14 protein-coding genes are annotated in these 17,672 nt (G+C 70.9%); 5 read left to right on the top strand and 9 right to left on the bottom strand.

All coding sequences use genetic code 11. The features are described 5' to 3' along the window. Position 1: 1 nt before the first annotated feature. The gene (locus ACGGCP_RS11950) at positions 2 to 2,437 is read right to left on the bottom strand and encodes an MMPL family transporter (protein WP_392964647.1); all 2,436 of its coding nucleotides are present in this window, start codon (positions 2,435 to 2,437) and stop codon (positions 2 to 4) included. A 30-nt stretch (positions 2,438 to 2,467) separates the two neighbouring features. Beyond that, entirely contained in the window at positions 2,468 to 3,100 is a 633-nt protein-coding gene (locus ACGGCP_RS11945; RefSeq protein WP_392964645.1) for a TetR/AcrR family transcriptional regulator, read from the bottom strand. Between the two features lie 195 nt (positions 3,101 to 3,295). On the opposite strand from ACGGCP_RS11945, the gene ACGGCP_RS11940 reads away from it, so the two are divergent. The 4 genes from ACGGCP_RS11940 to ACGGCP_RS11925 all read left to right on the top strand — a co-directional run bounded on the left by ACGGCP_RS11940 (position 3,296) and on the right by ACGGCP_RS11925 (position 6,977). Then, entirely contained in the window at positions 3,296 to 5,080 is a 1,785-nt protein-coding gene (locus ACGGCP_RS11940) for a serine/threonine-protein kinase (RefSeq protein ID WP_392964642.1), read from the top strand. Positions 5,081 to 5,165: 85 nt separating this feature from the next. Then, on the top strand, positions 5,166 to 5,960 hold the full coding sequence (locus ACGGCP_RS11935; protein WP_392964639.1) for an FHA domain-containing protein: 795 nt from the start codon (positions 5,166 to 5,168) through the stop codon (positions 5,958 to 5,960). A gap of 44 nt (positions 5,961 to 6,004) precedes the next feature. Then, complete coding sequence (locus ACGGCP_RS11930) at positions 6,005 to 6,385, top strand: DUF1304 domain-containing protein (protein ID WP_392964636.1); 381 nt, start codon at positions 6,005 to 6,007, stop codon at positions 6,383 to 6,385. 43 nt (positions 6,386 to 6,428) lie between these two features. Continuing rightward, positions 6,429 to 6,977, top strand: coding sequence for an RNA 2'-phosphotransferase (locus ACGGCP_RS11925; protein WP_392964633.1), 549 nt, complete (start codon positions 6,429 to 6,431; stop codon positions 6,975 to 6,977). A 60-nt stretch (positions 6,978 to 7,037) separates the two neighbouring features. Here ACGGCP_RS11925 and ACGGCP_RS11920 read toward each other — a convergent pair whose 3' ends face one another. Further along, entirely contained in the window at positions 7,038 to 8,492 is a 1,455-nt protein-coding gene (locus ACGGCP_RS11920; RefSeq protein ID WP_392964630.1) for an MFS transporter, read from the bottom strand. Between the two features lie 200 nt (positions 8,493 to 8,692). Here ACGGCP_RS11920 and ACGGCP_RS11915 point away from each other — a divergent pair, with 200 nt between their 5' ends. Further along, complete coding sequence (locus tag ACGGCP_RS11915; RefSeq protein WP_208494340.1) at positions 8,693 to 9,079, top strand: helix-turn-helix domain-containing protein; 387 nt, start codon at positions 8,693 to 8,695, stop codon at positions 9,077 to 9,079. An 82-nt stretch (positions 9,080 to 9,161) separates the two neighbouring features. On the opposite strand, the gene ACGGCP_RS11910 is transcribed toward ACGGCP_RS11915, so the two are convergent. The 6 genes from ACGGCP_RS11910 to ACGGCP_RS11885 all read right to left on the bottom strand — a co-directional run bounded on the left by ACGGCP_RS11910 (position 9,162) and on the right by ACGGCP_RS11885 (position 17,669). Beyond that, positions 9,162 to 9,950, bottom strand: a complete 789-nt coding sequence (locus ACGGCP_RS11910) for an inositol monophosphatase family protein (RefSeq protein WP_392964626.1) — start codon at positions 9,948 to 9,950, stop codon at positions 9,162 to 9,164. A gap of 167 nt (positions 9,951 to 10,117) precedes the next feature. Next, complete coding sequence (locus ACGGCP_RS11905) at positions 10,118 to 11,998, bottom strand: glycoside hydrolase family 127 protein (protein WP_392964623.1); 1,881 nt, start codon at positions 11,996 to 11,998, stop codon at positions 10,118 to 10,120. Beyond that, the gene (locus ACGGCP_RS11900; RefSeq protein ID WP_392964620.1) at positions 11,995 to 12,813 is read right to left on the bottom strand and encodes a carbohydrate ABC transporter permease; all 819 of its coding nucleotides are present in this window, start codon (positions 12,811 to 12,813) and stop codon (positions 11,995 to 11,997) included. Before ACGGCP_RS11900 ends, ACGGCP_RS11905 begins: the two co-directional genes overlap by 4 nt. Continuing rightward, entirely contained in the window at positions 12,813 to 13,676 is an 864-nt protein-coding gene (locus ACGGCP_RS11895) for a carbohydrate ABC transporter permease (protein ID WP_392964617.1), read from the bottom strand. The genes ACGGCP_RS11900 and ACGGCP_RS11895 overlap by 1 nt, the downstream gene beginning before the upstream one ends. Before the next feature lie 14 nt (positions 13,677 to 13,690). Beyond that, positions 13,691 to 14,983: an ABC transporter substrate-binding protein gene (locus ACGGCP_RS11890; protein ID WP_392965108.1), complete on the bottom strand. Its 1,293-nt coding sequence runs from the start codon at positions 14,981 to 14,983 to the stop codon at positions 13,691 to 13,693. A gap of 49 nt (positions 14,984 to 15,032) precedes the next feature. Then, on the bottom strand, positions 15,033 to 17,669 hold the full coding sequence (locus ACGGCP_RS11885; protein ID WP_392964615.1) for a beta-L-arabinofuranosidase domain-containing protein: 2,637 nt from the start codon (positions 17,667 to 17,669) through the stop codon (positions 15,033 to 15,035). Between the last annotated feature and the right edge of the window lie 3 nt (positions 17,670 to 17,672).

Below are 17,672 nucleotides of genomic sequence, written 5' to 3'. Positions count from 1 at the left end.
TTTAGGCACTCGGCACTGTCTCACGTTCGGCGTGCTCGACGTGCGGGTGGCGGCGTTCCAGGGCCGCCCCTTCCACGTCCACGTCGGGGAGCAGGCGGTCGAGCCACTTGGGCAGCCACCAGACGTGCTTCCCGAACAGGTGCATGAGCGCCGGGATGATGAGCATCCGCACCAGGAACGCGTCGACCAGGACGCCGAACGCGAGCGCGAAGCCGATCGGCCGGATCATCGCCGAGTGCGAGAACACGAACCCGCCGAAGACGGCGATCATGATGATCGCGGCGGCCGTGACCACCGAGCGTCCGGCGCGCAGGCCGTGGACGACGGCGAGGCGGGCGGGCACGCCGTGGGCGTAGGCCTCGCGCATGCCCGAGCCGAGGAACAGCATGTAGTCCATGGCGAGTCCGAACAGGATGCCGACGAGCAGGGTCGGCAGGAAGTTCAGGATCGGGCCGGGGCTGTCGACGCCGAAGACGTCGGCGAGCCAGCCCCACTGGTAGATCGCGACGACCCCGCCGAGGGCGGCGAAGTAGCTGAGGACGAACCCGAGCGTGGCGATGACCGGCACGAGGACCGAGCGGAACACCAGGACGAGGATGAGGAGCGAGAGGCCGACGACGACGCTGAGGTAGACCGGGAGGGCGTCGGCGAGCTTGTCGGAGATGTCGATGTTGCCGCTCGCGTTGCCCGCCACGCCGATCGAGTCGACGCCGACGATGTCGAGGCCGCGCAGCGCGTGCACGAGCGCCTCGGTCTCCTCGCTGGTCGGGCCCGATTCGGGCAGGACCTGGAAGGCCGCGACGGTGCGGTCCTCGGAGGCGCCGATGGGGGCGACGGCGACGACGCCCTCCTGGGAGCCGAGCGCCATGGCGATGGTGAGCTGGGCGGCCTCGGCTTCGGCCTCGTCCGGGCTGCCGGGGAGGTTCGCGACGACGAGCAGCGGCCCGTTCGCGCCTTCGCCGAAGCGCTCGGCGACCGTGGCGTACGCCTGGTACTGGGTGGTGTCGTGCGCTTCAGAGGAGCCGTCGGGCAGGTTGAGGCGCAGGTCCATCGCGGGGATCGCGACGACCAGGAGCGCGCCGATGCCGACGAGGACGCGCAGGAGCGCGCTCGGGGTGCGCATGGCCTTGAACGCGGGCCTTCCGGCGGCGGCGGTCTCCGGCGTCGGGTGCTCGGCGGCGATGGCGGCGCGTTCGGAGCGGCGCAGGATCTTCATGCCCGCCAAGGAGAGCAGGGCCGGGATGAAGGTGACGGCGACGAGGACGGCGACCGCGATGCACAGCGCCCCGGCCGTGCCCATGAGGCCGAGGAACGGGATGCCGGTGACGTTCAGGGCCGCCAGCGCGATGAGGACGGTGGCCCCGGCGAAGACGACGGCGTTGCCGGAGGTGCCGGTGGCGAGGGCGATCGACTCGTCGAGGTCGTAGCCCTCCTTGAGCTGGCGGCGGTGGCGGTTGACGATGAACAGCGAGTAGTCGATGCCGACGGCGAGGCCGAGCATGAGGCCGAGGACGGGGGTCACGGAGGTCATGTCGATGACGCCGGAGAGGGACATGACGGTCATGGCGCCGACGCCGACGCCGACGAGCGCGGTGAGGAGCGGGAGGGCCGCGCCGATGAGGGTGCCGAGCATGACGATGAGCGCGACGGCGGCGACGACGAGGCCGATGACCTCGCCGATGCCGAAGACGCTGGGCACGGATTCGAGCATGTCGGAGGAGTAGTCGGTCGCGACGCCGTCGATCGGGTTGTCGTCGAAGAGGTCGGTGACGGCGGCCTTGGTCTCGGGGGTGACCTCCATCTGGGGTTCGGTGAAGGCGATGTTGACGACTGCGGCGCTGCCGTCCTCGGCGACGAGGGTGATGCCGTCGGCGAGCTGGAGCAGGCTCGTGCCGTGGTCGAGGGCGGCGGCCTGGAGGTCGAGTTCGGTGCGTCCGGCGTCGAGCTGGGCCTGCTGGGCGGCGAGCTCGGGGGTGTCGCCGAGCTGTTCGCGGGCGAGGTCGAGCTGGGCCTGGGCGGCGTCGAGTCCGGCTCGGGCCGTTTCGATCTGGGTGCGGCCGTCGGCGAGGGCCTGGGCCTGGGCGGCGCGTTCTGCCTCGGTGGCGAAGGGGTCGACGGCGGTCTCGACGCCGTCGAGGTCGGCGGCGCGGGCGGTGAGGTCGGCGATGGCCGCCTGCTGCTCGGCGGTGAAGGCCTCGCCGTTCTCGGTGCTGAGGACGATCTTGCCGGAGCCTCCGGCGGCGGCGGGGATGGCGTCCTGGAGCTGTTCGGTGACGGCCTCGGTGGGCGTGCCGGGGATGGAGACGACGCTGGTGAGGGTGCCGCCGAAGAGGAGGAAGGCCCCTGCGGCGGCGGCGAGGACCGCGGCCCAGGCGGCGATGACGGTCTTAGCGCGGCGGGCGCACCAGCGGCCGACGCGGTAGAGGAATTCAGCCATGGCGGTCTTTCGGTTCGGAGGATCGGGAGGTCAGGCTTCGGGTTCGCGCAGGAGCGCGACGAGTTCGGCGAGGAGGTCGTTCCAGGTGCGGCGGGAGGCGGGGGTGTCGGTGCCGCCGGTGGCGGTCCTCCAGTGGGCGACGAGGCCGAGGAGGCCGCCGCTGAAGGCGGCGACGACCAGGGCGACGCGGAGTTCGTCCACGCGGGGGTGGCGGCGGGCGATGAGGGCCGAGATCTGGGCGGTGAAGAGGGAGAGGGCGCGTTCCATGAGGACCGCTCCGCGTTCGCCGGGGTCTTCGAAGCTGCCGCCGAGGACTTCGATGAGGTAGGCGATGGTCGGGACGAGGTGGTCGGCCGAGCCGGTCGCGGCGAGGTCGCCGAGGACGGTGGCGCCGTCGCCGGAGGTGTTGGCGGCTTCGGCTTCCATCGCGTCGACGATGTCGGTGAGCATGTGCCCGGCGACGGCGGTGACGACGGCTTCGAGGGAGTCGAAGTGGTTGAAGACGGTGCGGCGGGAGACGTCGGCGGCGGCGGCGAGCTCGTCGACGGAGAAGTTCGCGGAGCGGCGCTCGCGCATGAGTGCCGCGGCGGCGTCGAGGATCGCCTTGCGGCTCTTGGCCTTCAGGGCGGTGCGGCGGTCGACGGCCTCGGGTTTCGCGGTCACGCTGATTACACTAAGTGCAACGACGCACTGAGTGCAAATTCTTCGGCCCGTGGTTCCGGCCACAGCCGCGGTCGCGACCGGATCGAGTCTTCCGCGACGGGTTTGCGTCACTTGGGTGCGTTAATGTGGAGCGCGACACATGGGGGCGATTCGGGTTTTCGGCGAGCGGAGAGACGGTTGCGCGCTGGGCAGGTTGTGGGCGATCGGTACAGGTTGGAGGAGCGGCTCGGTTCGGGCAGCCAGGGTCAGGTCTGGCGTGCGGCGGACCTGAGGCTGCGCGAGCGGTCGGTGGCGCTCAAACGGGCGCTCACAGGCGGTGACGCGGCCGCCGCCGCGAGGGTCAGGCGCGAGGCCGAGGTGCTCGCGAGCGTGAACCACCCCAACGTGGTCACGGTCTACGATGCCGTCGAGGAGGACGGCGACTGGTGGAACGTCATGGAGTACGTGGACGGCCGGACCCTCGCCGACACCGGCCTCGTCGGCGCCGAGCAGGCCGCGCGGTACGGCGCGCAGCTCGCCGGGGGCCTGGAGGCGGTGCACGCCAAGGGGATCCTCCACCGCGACATCAAGCCCGCGAACGTCATGGTCACCGGGTCCGGGCACGCGAAGCTCGCCGACTTCGGGATCGCGCGGCAGGTCCACGTCGAGCCGACGCTGACCGGGACGGGCGCGGTCACCGGCACGCCCGGGTACGTCGCGCCCGAGGTGGTGCGGGGCGGGAAGTTCACGCAGGCCGCCGACGTCTTCTCGTTGGGCGCCACCATCTTCCACCTCGTCGAGGGCATGTCGCCGTTCGGCGAGGGGAACGCGCACTCGCTGCTGTGGCGGACCGCGAAGGGCGACCGGATCGAGCCGAAGCGGGCCGGGGCGCTCGCACCGCTGCTCGACCGGCTGCTGCACACCGACCCGAAGCAGCGCATGAAGATCGACGAGGCCCGGATCGAGCTCGGGAGGATCGGCGGCGAGCCGACCGTCGGGGCCGCGCGCCGGACCGGGCTGCGACGGCGCTGGGTCGTCGGCGGCGCCGCCGCCTCGGCCCTGGTCGTGCTCGCCGCGTTCGTGTGGAACGGCCTGCCCGACAAGGAGAAGGAGACGCCGCAGGGCGAGGCCGCCGAGCTCGACCCGTGGGACTTCGTGGGCGACCAGACCACCGCCGACCCGTGCGCGCTGTGGGACGAGGCCGCGCTCGGCGTCTACGGGCCGACGAACGTCGACGCCGACAACGGCCCCTTCGAAGCCTGCGACCTGCGCATCGAGAACGCCACCGGCGGCGTCGACCTGAACCTCTACTTCTACGAGACGAACGGCGACCCGCACCAGCAGGGCGAGACCGCCATGGTCGGCGACTTCGGGCTCATCACTGAAGAGGGCACGCACGACGAGTGCATGCGGACGCTGATCTTCCCCGACGGCGAGCACTTCGTGGAGATGTACTCCAAACAGGACCCCGGCGAGGACAGCGACATCTGCGCCGTCGTCGACACCGCCGCGAACGCCGCCCTCGCGATCCTCGAACAGGGCCCGCTGGCCCGGCGCGAGCACGAAGAGGACCCCGAGTCGCTGTTCTACCTCGACGCCTGCACCCTGCTCGACGACGAAGCGCTCGAAGGCTTCCCCGGCGTCGCCGCCGACGACCCGCTCGAGGGCTTCGGCGGCTGGAGCTGCTGGTGGTTCAGCACCACGAGCGAGACGGCGGTCCGGGTCCTCTTCGACCGGGACGACCCGCCGGAGGCCGACGACGGCGAGCGCATCGAGCTCGCCGGGCTGCCCGCGTACATCGAAGGCGACCACTGGGGCGACGACTCGTGCCTCGTGAGCGTCATCTACCGCCAGGCCCACAGCGCGGAGGAGGACGGCACCATCACCGCCGAGAACCTGCGCGTCTGGGTGCTCGGCGAAGAGGGCGACTCGCAGGAGGAGCTGTGCGACCTCGCCGTGACCATGGCCGGGCCCGCAGCGGAGGCGCTGCCGGACGCCTAGCGGCCCTTGACGTTCCGTTGCAGGCGACGCGGCTCGGGACGGGTCCCGAGGGGACGTGCCAGGCTGGAGGCGGAAAGGAGTCGCCATGACCGACATCCCCCAGGTCGAGGGCCTCGAACCGCTGCCCGCGAGCCACGCGAGCCTCGCGTTCGGGGTGCCCGAGTCCGAGCCGGGCACGATCTACGCCCTCTCCGTCTCCGGCGGGGTCCGGTTCCGGCCCAAGGAGGAACGCGTCGTCCTGTTCGGACGCAACCGGCCCGAGGTGCACGTGTGCGTCGGGGAGGACGACCGCCGCGTCAGCCGCAGCCAGGGCCGCCTCGCGCGGCGCGGGGACCACTGGTGGCTCGCGAACACCGGGCACCTGCCGCTCCAGCTGCCGGGCGCGCGCATGCTGTTCCCCGAGGACGAGGCGTATCCGCTCGAGACCGGGTACACGCCGGTGTTCATCAGCGGCACCGCGCGGCGGCGGCACCTCGTGGAGCTGTACGTCGCGGGCGTCGACGGGCGGCTGCCGACGCCCGCGCCCGAGGCGTCCACGCTGAAGGACAAGCCGTGGAAGCTCGACGCGGACGAGCGGCTCGCGCTCGTGTGCCTCGCCCAGCGGTACCTGCTGCACGACGCCTACCCGCAGCCCGTGTCGTGGAAGCAGGTCGCCGCCGAGCTCGCCGAGCTGCACCCCGGCGGCGGCTGGCGGCCGAAGAAGGCCGAGCACCTGGTGGCGGGCGTGCGCAAGCGGCTGTCGGCGGCGGGCGTGCCGGGCCTGACCCGAGAGGAGGTCGGGGAGCCGGTGGGCAACATGCTCAACCACAACCTCGTCACCGAGCTGCTGCGCACGCGGACCCTCGTGCCGCCGGACCTGTTCGTGCTCGACGGGAGCTAGCGGACCGGCGACATCGCGGCGGCGCGTCGGGGAGAATGCTGTCCATGTTGATCGCCGTCCAGATTTCCGCCGCCCTCGCCGGGCTCCTCCACGTCTACATCTGGGTCATGGAGTGCCTGCGCTTCTCCGACCCGAAAGTGCACCGCGGGGTGTTCCGGGTCGCGACCGAGAACGTCGAGACCGTGCGCTCCTGGGCGTTCAACCAGGGCTGGTACAACCTGTTCCTCGCGATCGGGGCGCTCGTCGGCGTCGCCGTCGTGCAGGCCGAGGCGGCGGTGGGCATGACGCTCATCGTGTTCGCGTGCGGCTCGATGCTCGGCGCGGCGCTCGTGCTCGTGCTCAGGGACCGGTCGATGGCCTCGGCCGCGCTCAAGCAGGGCCTGTTCCCGCTGCTGGCCCTGGTTTTCGCGTTGACGCAGCTGTAGGGTGCCGGGATAGTCTGAGCCTCCCCTCAGAACGGAGTTGCAAGTGGACGACCGGCGGATGGTGAAGGTCTCGAAGTACCTGTCGCGGCATCTGCGGCACGACCCGGGCCGGATCGGGATCGAACTCGACGAGCACGGCTGGGTCGACGTCGACGTCCTGTTGAAGGCCCTCGCGGACCGGCGGTTCCACGTCACCCGCGAGGAGCTGGACGAGGTCGTCGCCCGCAACGACAAGCAGCGGTTCGCCGTGCGGGACGGGAAGATCCGGGCCAGCCAGGGCCACACGGTGGCCGTCGACCTCGACCTGGAGCCGGCCTATCCCCCGCCGGTGCTCTTCCACGGCACCACCGACCGCTTCCTCGACGCCATCCGCGACGAGGGCCTGAAGGCGATGGACCGCCACGACGTGCACCTCTCCCCCGACCGGGGCACGGCCGTGAAGGTCGGCTCGCGGCGCGGGCGGCCGGTGGTCCTCAAGATCGACGCGGCGCGCATGGCCGAGGAGGGCCACACCTTCTACGAGTCCGAGAACGGCGTCTGGCTCACCGAGTACGTGCCTTCCTGGGCGATCGGCTTCCCCGACGACGCCTGAGACCCGGAGACGCCCGGGGCCGCCGTCCGAAGTGGACGGCGGCCCCGGGCGTGGGTCGTCCTAGCCGATCGCGACCGGGATCTGCTCGGCTTCCGCAGCCGACGCCTTGCGGGCCTTGATGACCGTGATCGCGATGAGGAGCGCCGCTGCCGCGAGTCCGGCGGCGACGCCGTAGCCGAGTCGGAAACCGCCCGTGAGCGCCTCGGCCTGGGCCGCGCCGCCTTCGAGGAGGCTGCCGGTGCGGGCCGAGACCGCCGTGGAGATGACCGCGAGGCCGACCGCGCCGCCGACCTGCTGGGCGGTGTTGAACAGTCCGGAGGTGACGCCGGCGTCCTCGGGCTTGGAGTCGGCCATGCCGAGCGTCATGAGGGCGGGCATCGCGATGCCGAAGCCGAGCGGCGCGGTGACCATGCCCGGGAGCACGTCCACCAGGTAGTTGCCGTCGGCGCGCATCTGGGCGAAGAGGATGAAGCCCGCGACCATGAGCGCCAGGCCGGTCAGGACCAGCGGACGGGCGCCGAAGCGGGTCAGGAGCTTCGGGGCCAGCCACATCGAGACCACCGCGATGACGATCGGGGCGGGCAGGAACGCCAGGCCCGCCGCGAGCGGCGCGAACTCGAGCACCTGCTGCAGGTAGAGCACGGTGAAGAACATGAACCCGAAGGCCGAGCCGACCATGAGCGCCTGGGCGATGTTCGCGCCGGACACGTTGCGGGAGCGCAGGATGCGCGGCGGGATCAGCGGCGAGGCGGCCTTGGCCTGGCGGATCGCGAACCCGGCGAGCAGGGCGATCGCGAGGGCGCCGAAGCCCAGGGTGCGGGCCGAGGTCAGGCCGTAGCGCTCGGTCTCGATCAGGGTGTAGACGCCGAGCATGAGACCGGAGGTCACGAGGGTCGCGCCGATGATGTCGGCCCCGGCCTTGAGGCCGATGCCGCGGTCGGTCGGGAGGAGCTTCCAGGCCATCGCGGCCACGATCAGGCCGAGCGGGAGGTTCACGTAGAACACCGATTCCCAGCCGAGCGTCTCGGTGAGCACGCCGCCCACCACGCTGCCCGCCGCGCCGCCGCCCGCGGAGGCGAAGCCGTAGACGCCGATGGCCTTCACCTGGTGCTGCGGTTCAGGGAAGATCGTGACGATCATGCCCAGCAGACCGGCGGCCGTGATCGCGCCGCCGATGCCCTGCACGAAGCGGGCCGCGAGCAGGAAGCCCTGCGAGTCGGCCAGCGCCGCCGCGACGGAGGCGAGGGTGAAGAGCGCCAGACCGGCGAGGAACACCTGCTTGCGGCTGATGAGGTCGCCGAGCCGTCCGGCGAGGAGCAGCAGGCCGCCGAAGGGGATCACGTAGGCGTTGACGGTCCACACGAGGTTCGCCTGGCTGAACGCGAGGTCTTCGCGGATGGCCGGGAGGGCGATGCTGACGATGTTCTGGTCCAGGACGATCATGACCTGGGCGGCCGCGAGTGCGATCACCGCGAGCCAACGGGTGCGAAGGCTTTGCGCTGCAATGGGTGACATCGGAGTCTCCTTGGAAGGGCTTGATTCCTCATGGGGAACGTTTTGTTCCTGGGGTAATCATGTGTTCCAATGAAGGAATCCGTAAGAAGGCACTTTCATGTGCCAGGGGGTACAGCGATGTTCCTGTCCAGGTCATCCGCCCGGAACCCCCACTATGAAGCGGGTCACATGTGGCCCGGACCGCGCCGATGGAGGTTCGAATGAGCGACGACTGCGTGCTGCCGAAGTCCGACGTGCAGGCCGAGGCCTGCCCGATCGTCCAGATCATCGACCGCGTCGCGGGCAAGTGGTCGGTCTCGATCCTGGTGGCCGCCATCCGGAACCCGGTGCGCTACACCGAACTCGAACGCTCCGTGCCCGGCATCAGCCGCCGCATGCTCACCTTGACATTGCGGAACCTCGAACGCGACGGCCTCCTGGAGCGCACGGTCTACCCGACCGTGCCGCCGAAGGTCGAGTACAGCGCGACCCCGAGCGCCCGCGAGCTGTACGGGCACCTCACCGGCCTCCTCGAATGGGCCGAACGCCACCAGCCCGACATCATCGAGGCCAGGAAGGCCTACGACGAGCAGGCGCTCGCGGCGTAGGGCACGCCCATTCCCACCCGCATCCGCCTCCTACCGACCGAAGAAATGAGACGACTCTCCCACAGGGGTCCGACATCGAGGGTCAGGCGAGTTCGGCGAGGAGGGCCCGGTGGATCTGAGGGTTCGCGGCGAGGACTGAGAGGGCGCCGTCGCCGTAGTCGACGCCGTCGAGGTCGGTGACGAGGAGGCCCGCCTCGCGGCAGATGACCGTGCCCGCGGCGACGTCCCAGAGGTTGACGCGTTCGTGGAAGACCGCGTCGACGCGTCCGGCGGCGAGCCAGCACATGTCGAGCGCCGCGGTGCCGAGCATCCGGATGCGCTGCACCTTCGGCACGAGCCGCTGGAGCGTGGCGAGGCGGCGCAGGTTCCGCTTGTCCGCGTCCGGGCCGACCGAGAAGTCCCCCATGGCGACGACGGCCTCGGCGAGCTCGGCGGGCCCAGTCGAGTGCAGCGCCTGCTTGTTCAAGGCCGCGCCGTGGCCGAGGGCGGCGCTGAAGCGCTCTTCGGACACGGGGGCGTGGACGACGCCGACCACGGGCATCCCGTTGCGCATCAACGCGAGCGAGACGCCGAACATCGGCGAGCCGTGCGCGAAGTTGATGGTCCCGTCGATCGGGTCGAGCACCCACTCGTAGTGGGACTCCGTGTCGCCGGTCCGGCCCCGCTCCTCCCCCAGCAGCGGGATCTCGGGGGTCTCCTGCTCGAGGAACGCGCGGACCGCGTCCTCGGCGGCGTAGTCGAGGTCCGTGGCGAAGTCGCGGTCGCCCTTGCCGCTGATGGAGCGTTCGCGTCCGAGCCCCGCCCGGATCGCCGCCACCGCCGTCTCGGCCGCCTGCTCGGCGGTGCCCAGGATTTCCAGCAGCTCGCTCATTATTCGGTTCCTCGTCTCCGTACGACCCCACCCGACGGACCTCATCCTAAAGGTGCAAGGCCATGCGGCACTTGGACTCCCAGTGCGATGTTCCACCGGATATTTCCGTCGTGTTACATGAAAGAGGCCGGTGCCCCCGCAATATGGGTCACACCGGCCCAATCCGGTCAGCCCAGCGGCAGCCACACGCGCATGGACGCCGGGCCGCGAGTCGCCCTGCGGCGGAAGGGAATCAGCGCGACCTCGGCGGACTTGCCCTCGCCGTCCGGTGTGGCCGGACCGTAGGGCCAGTCGCCGTCGCGGTCGTGGACCTGCGCGGACACGAAGACCCGGCCGTCGCGCTCGACCGGAGGAACCGACGCGTCGACCGTGAGTTCCGCCACGTCGGCTCCGCCGGGGAGGTCGATCGACTCCGCGCACAACACGACCGGGCCGCGTTCGACCGCCGCGCAGCCGCGCACGGCGTCGATGCGCGGGTCCGGCACGGTCCACCGCGCGGTCACCGGCAGGTGCAGGCGGATCTCGTCGCCTGGGCCGAAATCGGCGGTCACCGCGGCCGTGCTCCCGGCCTCGACCTCGGTGGTCGTGCCGTCCGGGCCGGTGACCGAAGCGCCTTCGGCCCAGGCCGGAATCCGGAGCGAGACGGTGCGCTCGCCGCCGTCGTTGGCCTCCACGCGGACCACGACCGCGCCGTCGTCCGGATAGGAGGTCACCATGGTGAGCGCGAACCGCGAACCGCCCACGACCGTGTCGACCGACGCCGGGGCGTACTGGTGGAGCTGCACCCCGGTCTCGTCGGCGGTCGCCAGGTACACCGCGAACTGCGCGAACGTGCGCGCCAGGTTCGTGGGGCAGCACGACACGTCGTACCAGGGCGCGCGCTGGCCACCCGCGGCCTGGTGCGGCAGGGCGCCGTCGCCGGGCGGCAGCGGGTCGGCGGTGCGCACGTGGAGCGGGTTGGCGTAGAAGAACGACCTGCCGTCCGGGGCGGCGGCTCCGGAGAGGACGTTCCAGGCGACCCGCTCGATGAGGTCGCTGTAGCCCAGGTCGCCGGTGGCGAGCATGAGCCGCCACGCGGTCATGACGGCCGCGACCCCCGCGCAGGACTCGGAGTAGGCGCGGTCCGGGGGCAGCGCGAAGTCCGGGCCGAAGGCCTCGTCGATGTAGCGCGAGCCCATCCCGCCGGTGAGGTGCGTGCGGCGCGCCAAGGTGCGGTCCCATTGGCGGCGAACGGCTTCCAGGAGCGCGTCGTCGCCGGTGTCGACCGCGACGTCGACCGCCCCGGCCGAGAGGTACAGCGCCCGCACGGCGTGGCCGCGCAGCACCTCGGCCTCGCGGACCGGCACGTCGTCCTGGTAGTAGGCGCGGCCGAAGCCCCCGTCGCCGAGGGTGCGGGTGCCGCGCCGTTCGATGAAGAGGCGGGCCTGCTCCAGGTAGCGGGTCTCGCCGGTGGCGCGCGCGAACTCGGCGAGTCCGACTTCGATCTCGGCGTGGCCGCAGACCTTCTCGGCGCCGCCGGGGCCGAACACGTCGCACACGTGGTCGGCGGCGCGCCGGCACAGCCGCGTGAACCCGTCCTCGCCGTAGCACCGCAGCCGCGCCACCCCGGCCTGGAGGAGGTGCCCGTAGCAGTACAGCTCGTGGCCCCATTCCAGTTCGGAGTAGCGCGGGCGCTGGCCGGGGTGGCCGAACATGGTGTTGAGGTAGCCGTCCTCCTCCTGGGCGGCGCCGATGATCGCGGTGAGTTCGGCGAAGCGCGCTTCGAGGCCCGGGTCGCCGGTGCGGCCGATCTCCCAGGCCATGGCCTCGGCGAGCTTGTAGACCTCGGAGTCGGAGAACTCGCGCCCGGCCCGCTCGAACGGTGCGCCGGTGGCGGCCCTGGTGAAGTTGTCGATCCAGCCGAGCTGCTCCAGCCAGTGCAGGCAGTGGCCGATCGTGTTAGCGGCGTTGACGGCCTGGCGTTCGCCCCAGTGCCCGCCGGTGAGGCGGACTTCGTTGAGGCCGAGCGGGCGCAGCGGTCCGCGCCCGGGTACGACGGGTGTCGTCATCCTTTGAGTGCTCCTGACATGAATCCTCGGACATAGTGGCGCTGGAGCAGGGCGAAGAGCACCAGGCACGGCAGCGCCATGACGACCACGCCCGCCTGGGTCGCCCCGAAGTCGACGGCGCCCATCGACTGCTGGCGGAGGTTGGCGATGGCCACCGGCAGCACGGCCTTGTCGGCCTCGCTGACGAGAATGAGCGGGGCGATGAAGTCGTTCCACGCGGCGAGGAACGAGAAGAGGCCCACGGTGATGAGGCCCGGCCAGACCGCGAACAGCATGATGCGGGTGAGGACGCCGAAGGTCCCCGCGCCGTCGCACATCGCCGACTCCTCGATCTCCTTGGGCACGGACTCGAACGAGATCCGCATCATGAACACCGCGAACGGCAGCTGGTAGAGGGTGAGGACGAGCGCGAGCCCGAACAGGGTGTTGCGCAGGCCCAGGTCGCCCAGCATCGTGTACAGCGGGATGAGCAGGGTCGAGTACGGGACCATGAGGATCGCGAGGGTGAGCAGGAACAGGGTGTCGCGGCCGCGGAAGGTGAAGCGCGCGAACGCGTACCCGCCCGCGATCGAGAGCGCGAGCGTGAACGCCACGGTGAGGACCGAGACGTACGCGCTGTTCCACAGGTAGCGGCCGAGCCCGGCGTCGTAGTCGAGGAGGCTCGCGTAGTTCCCGAAGCCGAAGCCCTCCTGCTGGTTGGTGGCCCCGGCGGGGGCGACCGAGGCGTAGCCGGTCCAGATCAGGGGGAACAGGAAGAGGACGGAGAGGCCCCCGGCGAGCACGTAGTAGGACGTCGTCCAGAGCTTGGTGCTCATCAGCTTTCCTTTCTGAGGGCCCGGAACTGGCCGATGTTGAGCACGAGGAGCGCGGCGAGGATCACGACGGAGATCGCGGCGGCCGCGCCGAGGTCGAAGCGCTGGAAGGCCTCCCGGTAGACGAGCTGCACGACGGTGACCGTGGAGTTGTCCGGGCCGCCCTTGGTGAGGATGAAGAACTGGTCGAACGCCAGGAGCGAGCCGGTGACGGACAGGATGAACACGAGTCCGAGCGCGGGCCGCAGGAGCGGGATCGTGACGTGCCAGAAGGACTGCCAGCGGTTCGCGCCGTCGAGGCGGGCGGCCTCGTAGACGTCCGGCGAGATGCCCTGGAGGCCGACGAGCAGGATGATCATGAAGAACCCGGCCATCTTCCAGACGACGACGAGCACTGTGGACCACAGGGCGGCCGTGGGCGTCCCGAGCCAGGAGACCGGTTCGAGGCCGAGGAATTCCAGCATCGGGTCGAGCGGGCCGATCGCGGGGCTGTAGAACCCGAAGAACAGCAGCGACGCCGAGGCGAGCCCGAGCGTGGTCGGCAGGAAGTACGCGGTGCGGAAGAACCCGGTGCCCTTGCGGCGGTCGGCGACGATGAGCGCCAGGAGCAGCGAGAGCCCGATGAGGATGACGACGACGATCCCGGTGTACTTGAGCGTGAAGCCCACGGCGGGCCAGAACAGCGGGTTGTCGGCGATGCCGGCGTAGTTCTGCGGCATGTTGATGCCGAGGTCGCCCTTGAGCAGCGGCCAGTCGGACGCGGACATGCGTCCGACCAGCAGCAGCGGCGCGACGAAGAAGACCAGCACGAAGGCCGCCACGGGTGCGGCGTAGAGCATGCCGGCCAGCTTGCGCGAGTGACGCATATGGAGTTTGCTTCCTAACTCGACAGTGAAGCCGTGACGTCTTCGTTGAGGGCGTCGAGGTCCGCGCCCGCGTCGCCGTAGACCGCCTCGCGGACCAGCGGGAGCCAGGGGCCCTGCGGGTCGTTGAAGGTCTGGCCGAAGTTGAGCGAGTACGGGGTGCGGCCGACCTGGACGAGGTCGTTGATGATGACCGCGTTCGGGTTGTCCGCGTAGAACTCGTTGTCGCCGAGGTCGGTGCGGGCCATGACGTCGCCGTTGGAGGCGAGGAGGCCGACCTGCTGCTCCTCTTCGAGGCTCCAGCGCAGGAAGTCCCACGCCTGGTTCGGGTTCTCGGAGTTGGCGCTGATGCCGATCGAGTCGCCGCCGACGAACGTGGACTGGCCGCCGGTGAGGCCCGGGATGGGCGCGACGCCGATGTTCATGTCCTCGGGCATGAGGCCGAGCATCGTGGAGGGCATCGGCATGACGCCGATGTTGCCTTCGGGGAACAGGGACACCCAGGTCGCGCCGGTCTCCTCGTTGTGGCCGGGGGCGACGACGTCGTCCTCGACGAGGCTGCGGTACGTGGCGTACAGCTGCTGCGCCTCCGGGGAGGCGAGGAGGGATTCGGTGCCTTCCTCGTTCATGACCTCGACGCCTTCGGCCCAGAGGGTCGGCCACCAGGTGAAGACGAAGCAGCCGCCGCAGTTGCCGCCGAAGAAGGTGCCGCTGACGTCGCCGCCGAGCGCGTCGACGGCGCGGGCCTGCTCGGCGAACTCGGCCAGCGTGGTCGGCGGCTGCTCGGGGTCGAGTCCGGCCTGGGTGTAGAGGTCCTTGTTGTAGAACAGGACCGAGAGGTCGAGGGTGTGCGGCACGAGGTACTTGGCGCCGTCCACGGTCCCGACGTCGATGTGCGAGGGCGCGAGGGCGTCCTTGAACTCGAGGGAGTCGATGCGGTCGGTGATGTCCAGGTAGGCCCCGGAGGTGGTGAAGTTCGGGGCGAACACCACGTCGAGGGCGAACAGGTCGGGCAGTTCGCCGTTGCCCGCGGCGGTGCCGACGCGGGTCTGGTAGTCGTCCGTGGGGATCACGGTGAGCTCGATCTGGTTCTCGTGGCTCTCGTTGTAGGCGTCCACGAGGGCCTGGGACTGGGCCTCGGTGGCCGCGCGGGTCCACATGGTGAGGGTGGTGCCGTCGTCGACGCCTTCGAGGACGACCTCGTCGCTCCCGCCGCCGGGCGGGCGTCCGTCGCCGCACCCGGCGACCAGCAGGGCCGCCGCGGCGGCCGCCGCCCCAGCGCGCGCGGCGCGCGAGGGGCGCTTGTCCATTCTCATTTCGGGCTCCTCTGTGTAAGGGATCAAAGGGGTTCCGCGACGGCTAACGCCGCCGCCAGTAGAGGTGGTACGGCTCGCCGTTCCCGAGGTGGAACGGCGCGAAGGTGTAGCCGTCTGCCTTGAACTCCAGCGGTTCGCCGGTGGGCTCGAACGCGGAGAGGTCGGGGCCGACGGCGATGTCGATGAGTCCGGTCGCGAGGTCGTCGCCGACCGCCTCGTGCTTGATCGCGAGCAGGGTGGGTCCGCAGTAGACGGACTCGATGCCGGGGTCGTCGATCACCGCTTCGGTGTGGAGCCGCAGCGGCATGGCGATGTCGACGGTGTCGCCGCCGCGCCAGGTCCGCTGGACGGTGACGTAGGTGCCCGGTGCGGCGTCGAGGTTCTGGTTGCGGCCGTTCACCTTCACCGTGAACTCCTCGGCCCAGGAGGGGACGCGGAGCTTGAGGGCGAAGGCGGCGCGGCGGCGGGTGCGGACCTTCAGGCGGGTCGCGCCTTCGAAGGGGTACTCGGTGGTCTGCTCGACCGAGACGCCCCGCGCGTCCCAGTCGAGAGTGGACGGCATGTAGAGGTTGACGTAGAGCGCGTCGTCCCCGGCGGACGCGAAGTACACCGAGTCCTGGTACTTCGTGTGGTTCTCCATGCCGGTGCCGCCGCAGCAGGTCCCGGTGTTCCCGAAGTCGCGCCACCGGCCGGGCCGCACGGGCGCGAAGTAGGTGACCTCGGGGTCCTCGGTGCTGTCCTCGTCGCGGCGCGAGCCGAGGATCTGGTTGTAGAGGGCCCGCTCGTAGTACTCCATGTACTTCGGGTCCCCGGTGTGGAAGAACAGGTTCCGCGCGAGCTTGAGGAGGTTGTAGACGCAGCAGGTCTCGGCGTGGTTGGGGTCGTTCGGGTACTGCCACAGGGACCCGGCGACGACGCCGCGCTTGCGGAAGATCTCGCCGACGCCAGTGCCGCCGTGGGCGTACATGCGGTGGGGCACGACCATGTCCCAGAACTGGACGGCGGCAGTCTTGTAGTCCTCCCCCGCGCCCTGCTCGTGCATGCGCAGGTAGCCGGTGAACTGCGGGATGTGCTGGTTGGCGTGCTTCCCGTCGAGGAGGTCGGTGCCCGCGACGGTGGCCTGCAGGAGCGCGGTGTTGTCGAAGAGCTTCGCGGTCTCCAGGTACTCGGGGCGGTCGGGCCGGGCCTCGGCGAGGTTCGCGAGGCTCTCGTTCATGCCGCCGTACTCGCCCGCGATGTAGATGGACCACATGCGGTCGAGGCGTTCGCGCGGGAGCTTCGAGAGGCGCGCGTGCATCCAGTCGCCGAGGCCCGAGGCGAGTTCGAGGGCGGCGGCGCTGCCTGCGAGGCGGTGGGCGTCGAGGAGCCCGGCCATGATCTTGTGCGTCGTGTAGTACGGCGCCCAGATTCCGGCGTTGCCGCCGTACGTGGCGAACTCCTCGAGCCGCACGAACTGCGTCTCGGGGTAGGCGGCGACGAAGCCGGGGTGGCGGTTGCCGTCGCCGGGGCCGATGAGCCGCGCGTCCCGGCCGCTGCCGGAGGCGTCGGCGCAGACGGGCCCGGCCTGGTCGTCGAAGCGGTACGCGGCCACGTCGCCTTGCGCGCCTTCGTGGAGCGCGGCGACCTGCTCGGCGGTGAGGGCCGAGGCGTATACGTGGAACTCGTCCACATCGGCGTGCAGGTACTGCGTGATGCCCTGCGGGAACTGGCCGCGCCCGATCCAGTTGGCCACGGTCGCACCGAGATCGGCCGGGGTCAGCGCGACCGCGCCCGAACCGGCCGCCGTGCCGTTGACGTAGAGCACGGCCGTGCCGCCGCCGAGCGTGACGGCGAGGTGGACCCACTCCCCCGCCGGAAGCGGCGCGGTCCCGGTGACACGCTGTTCAGTCGCCGTGCCGCCGGTCGTGATCGCGAAGCGCGGGAACGGGTTCGCGTTGTCGGCGCGGATCGTGAGGTACATGTGGGCGTTCGCGTCGGCCCCGAAGTCGAAGACCTTCACGCCGTTGGCGAGCGGCGCGGGGTCGGCCCACGGGTCGGGCAGCTTCGACTGGTCGACCGCGCCGAGCTTCACCCAGGTCGCGACGGTGACCGAGGTGAGGCCGTCCACGAGACCGGCCGGGAGCCGCAGGTACTCGGCGTTCCCGACCGGGGAGCCGGTGAGCCGCACGGCGGTCCCGTTGCGGCCCTCCACACGCGGCGTCGCCACGGCCGCGGCGGCGGCGAACGCGTCGCGGCACTCGGCCAGGCCGGCCACGAGGTGGTCGAGCTTGCGTTTGTAGACGCGGTCGCCCGTGCCCGCCCAGGCCTGCGCGAGCATCGACAGGAAGTGCCCGCTGTAGTGTCCGCGCAGGTAGCCGGTCTCGTTGTCCCAGCTGCCGGGCGGCTCCACACCGTCCGGATTGGGCAGTCCGGCGGCGGCGCGGAAGTTGTAGAGCATCCGGTCGGGCCCGCCGAGCTCGCCTTGAGCGGCGGCGTAGCCCTTCGCGTAGCCGAGCATGCGGTCGCGCTTGTCGGTGAAGATCGAGTCGTCCAGGGCCACGTCGCCGAGGCCGAACGGGCGGACGGCCCACGAGTCGGGCGCCGCCGCGGGGGCGGCCCCCGCCGGGCTCGCGATGAGCCCGGCGGGAGCCGCTGACGCCAAGGCGCCCAGGCGGAGTGCGTTGCGTCGGTTGAGTCTCATTCA

Source organism: Glycomyces sp. NPDC048151, from assembly GCF_043202775.1.
Classification (GTDB): domain Bacteria; phylum Actinomycetota; class Actinomycetes; order Mycobacteriales; family Micromonosporaceae; genus Glycomyces.
This window is presented reverse-complemented; position numbering and strand designations above follow the sequence as displayed.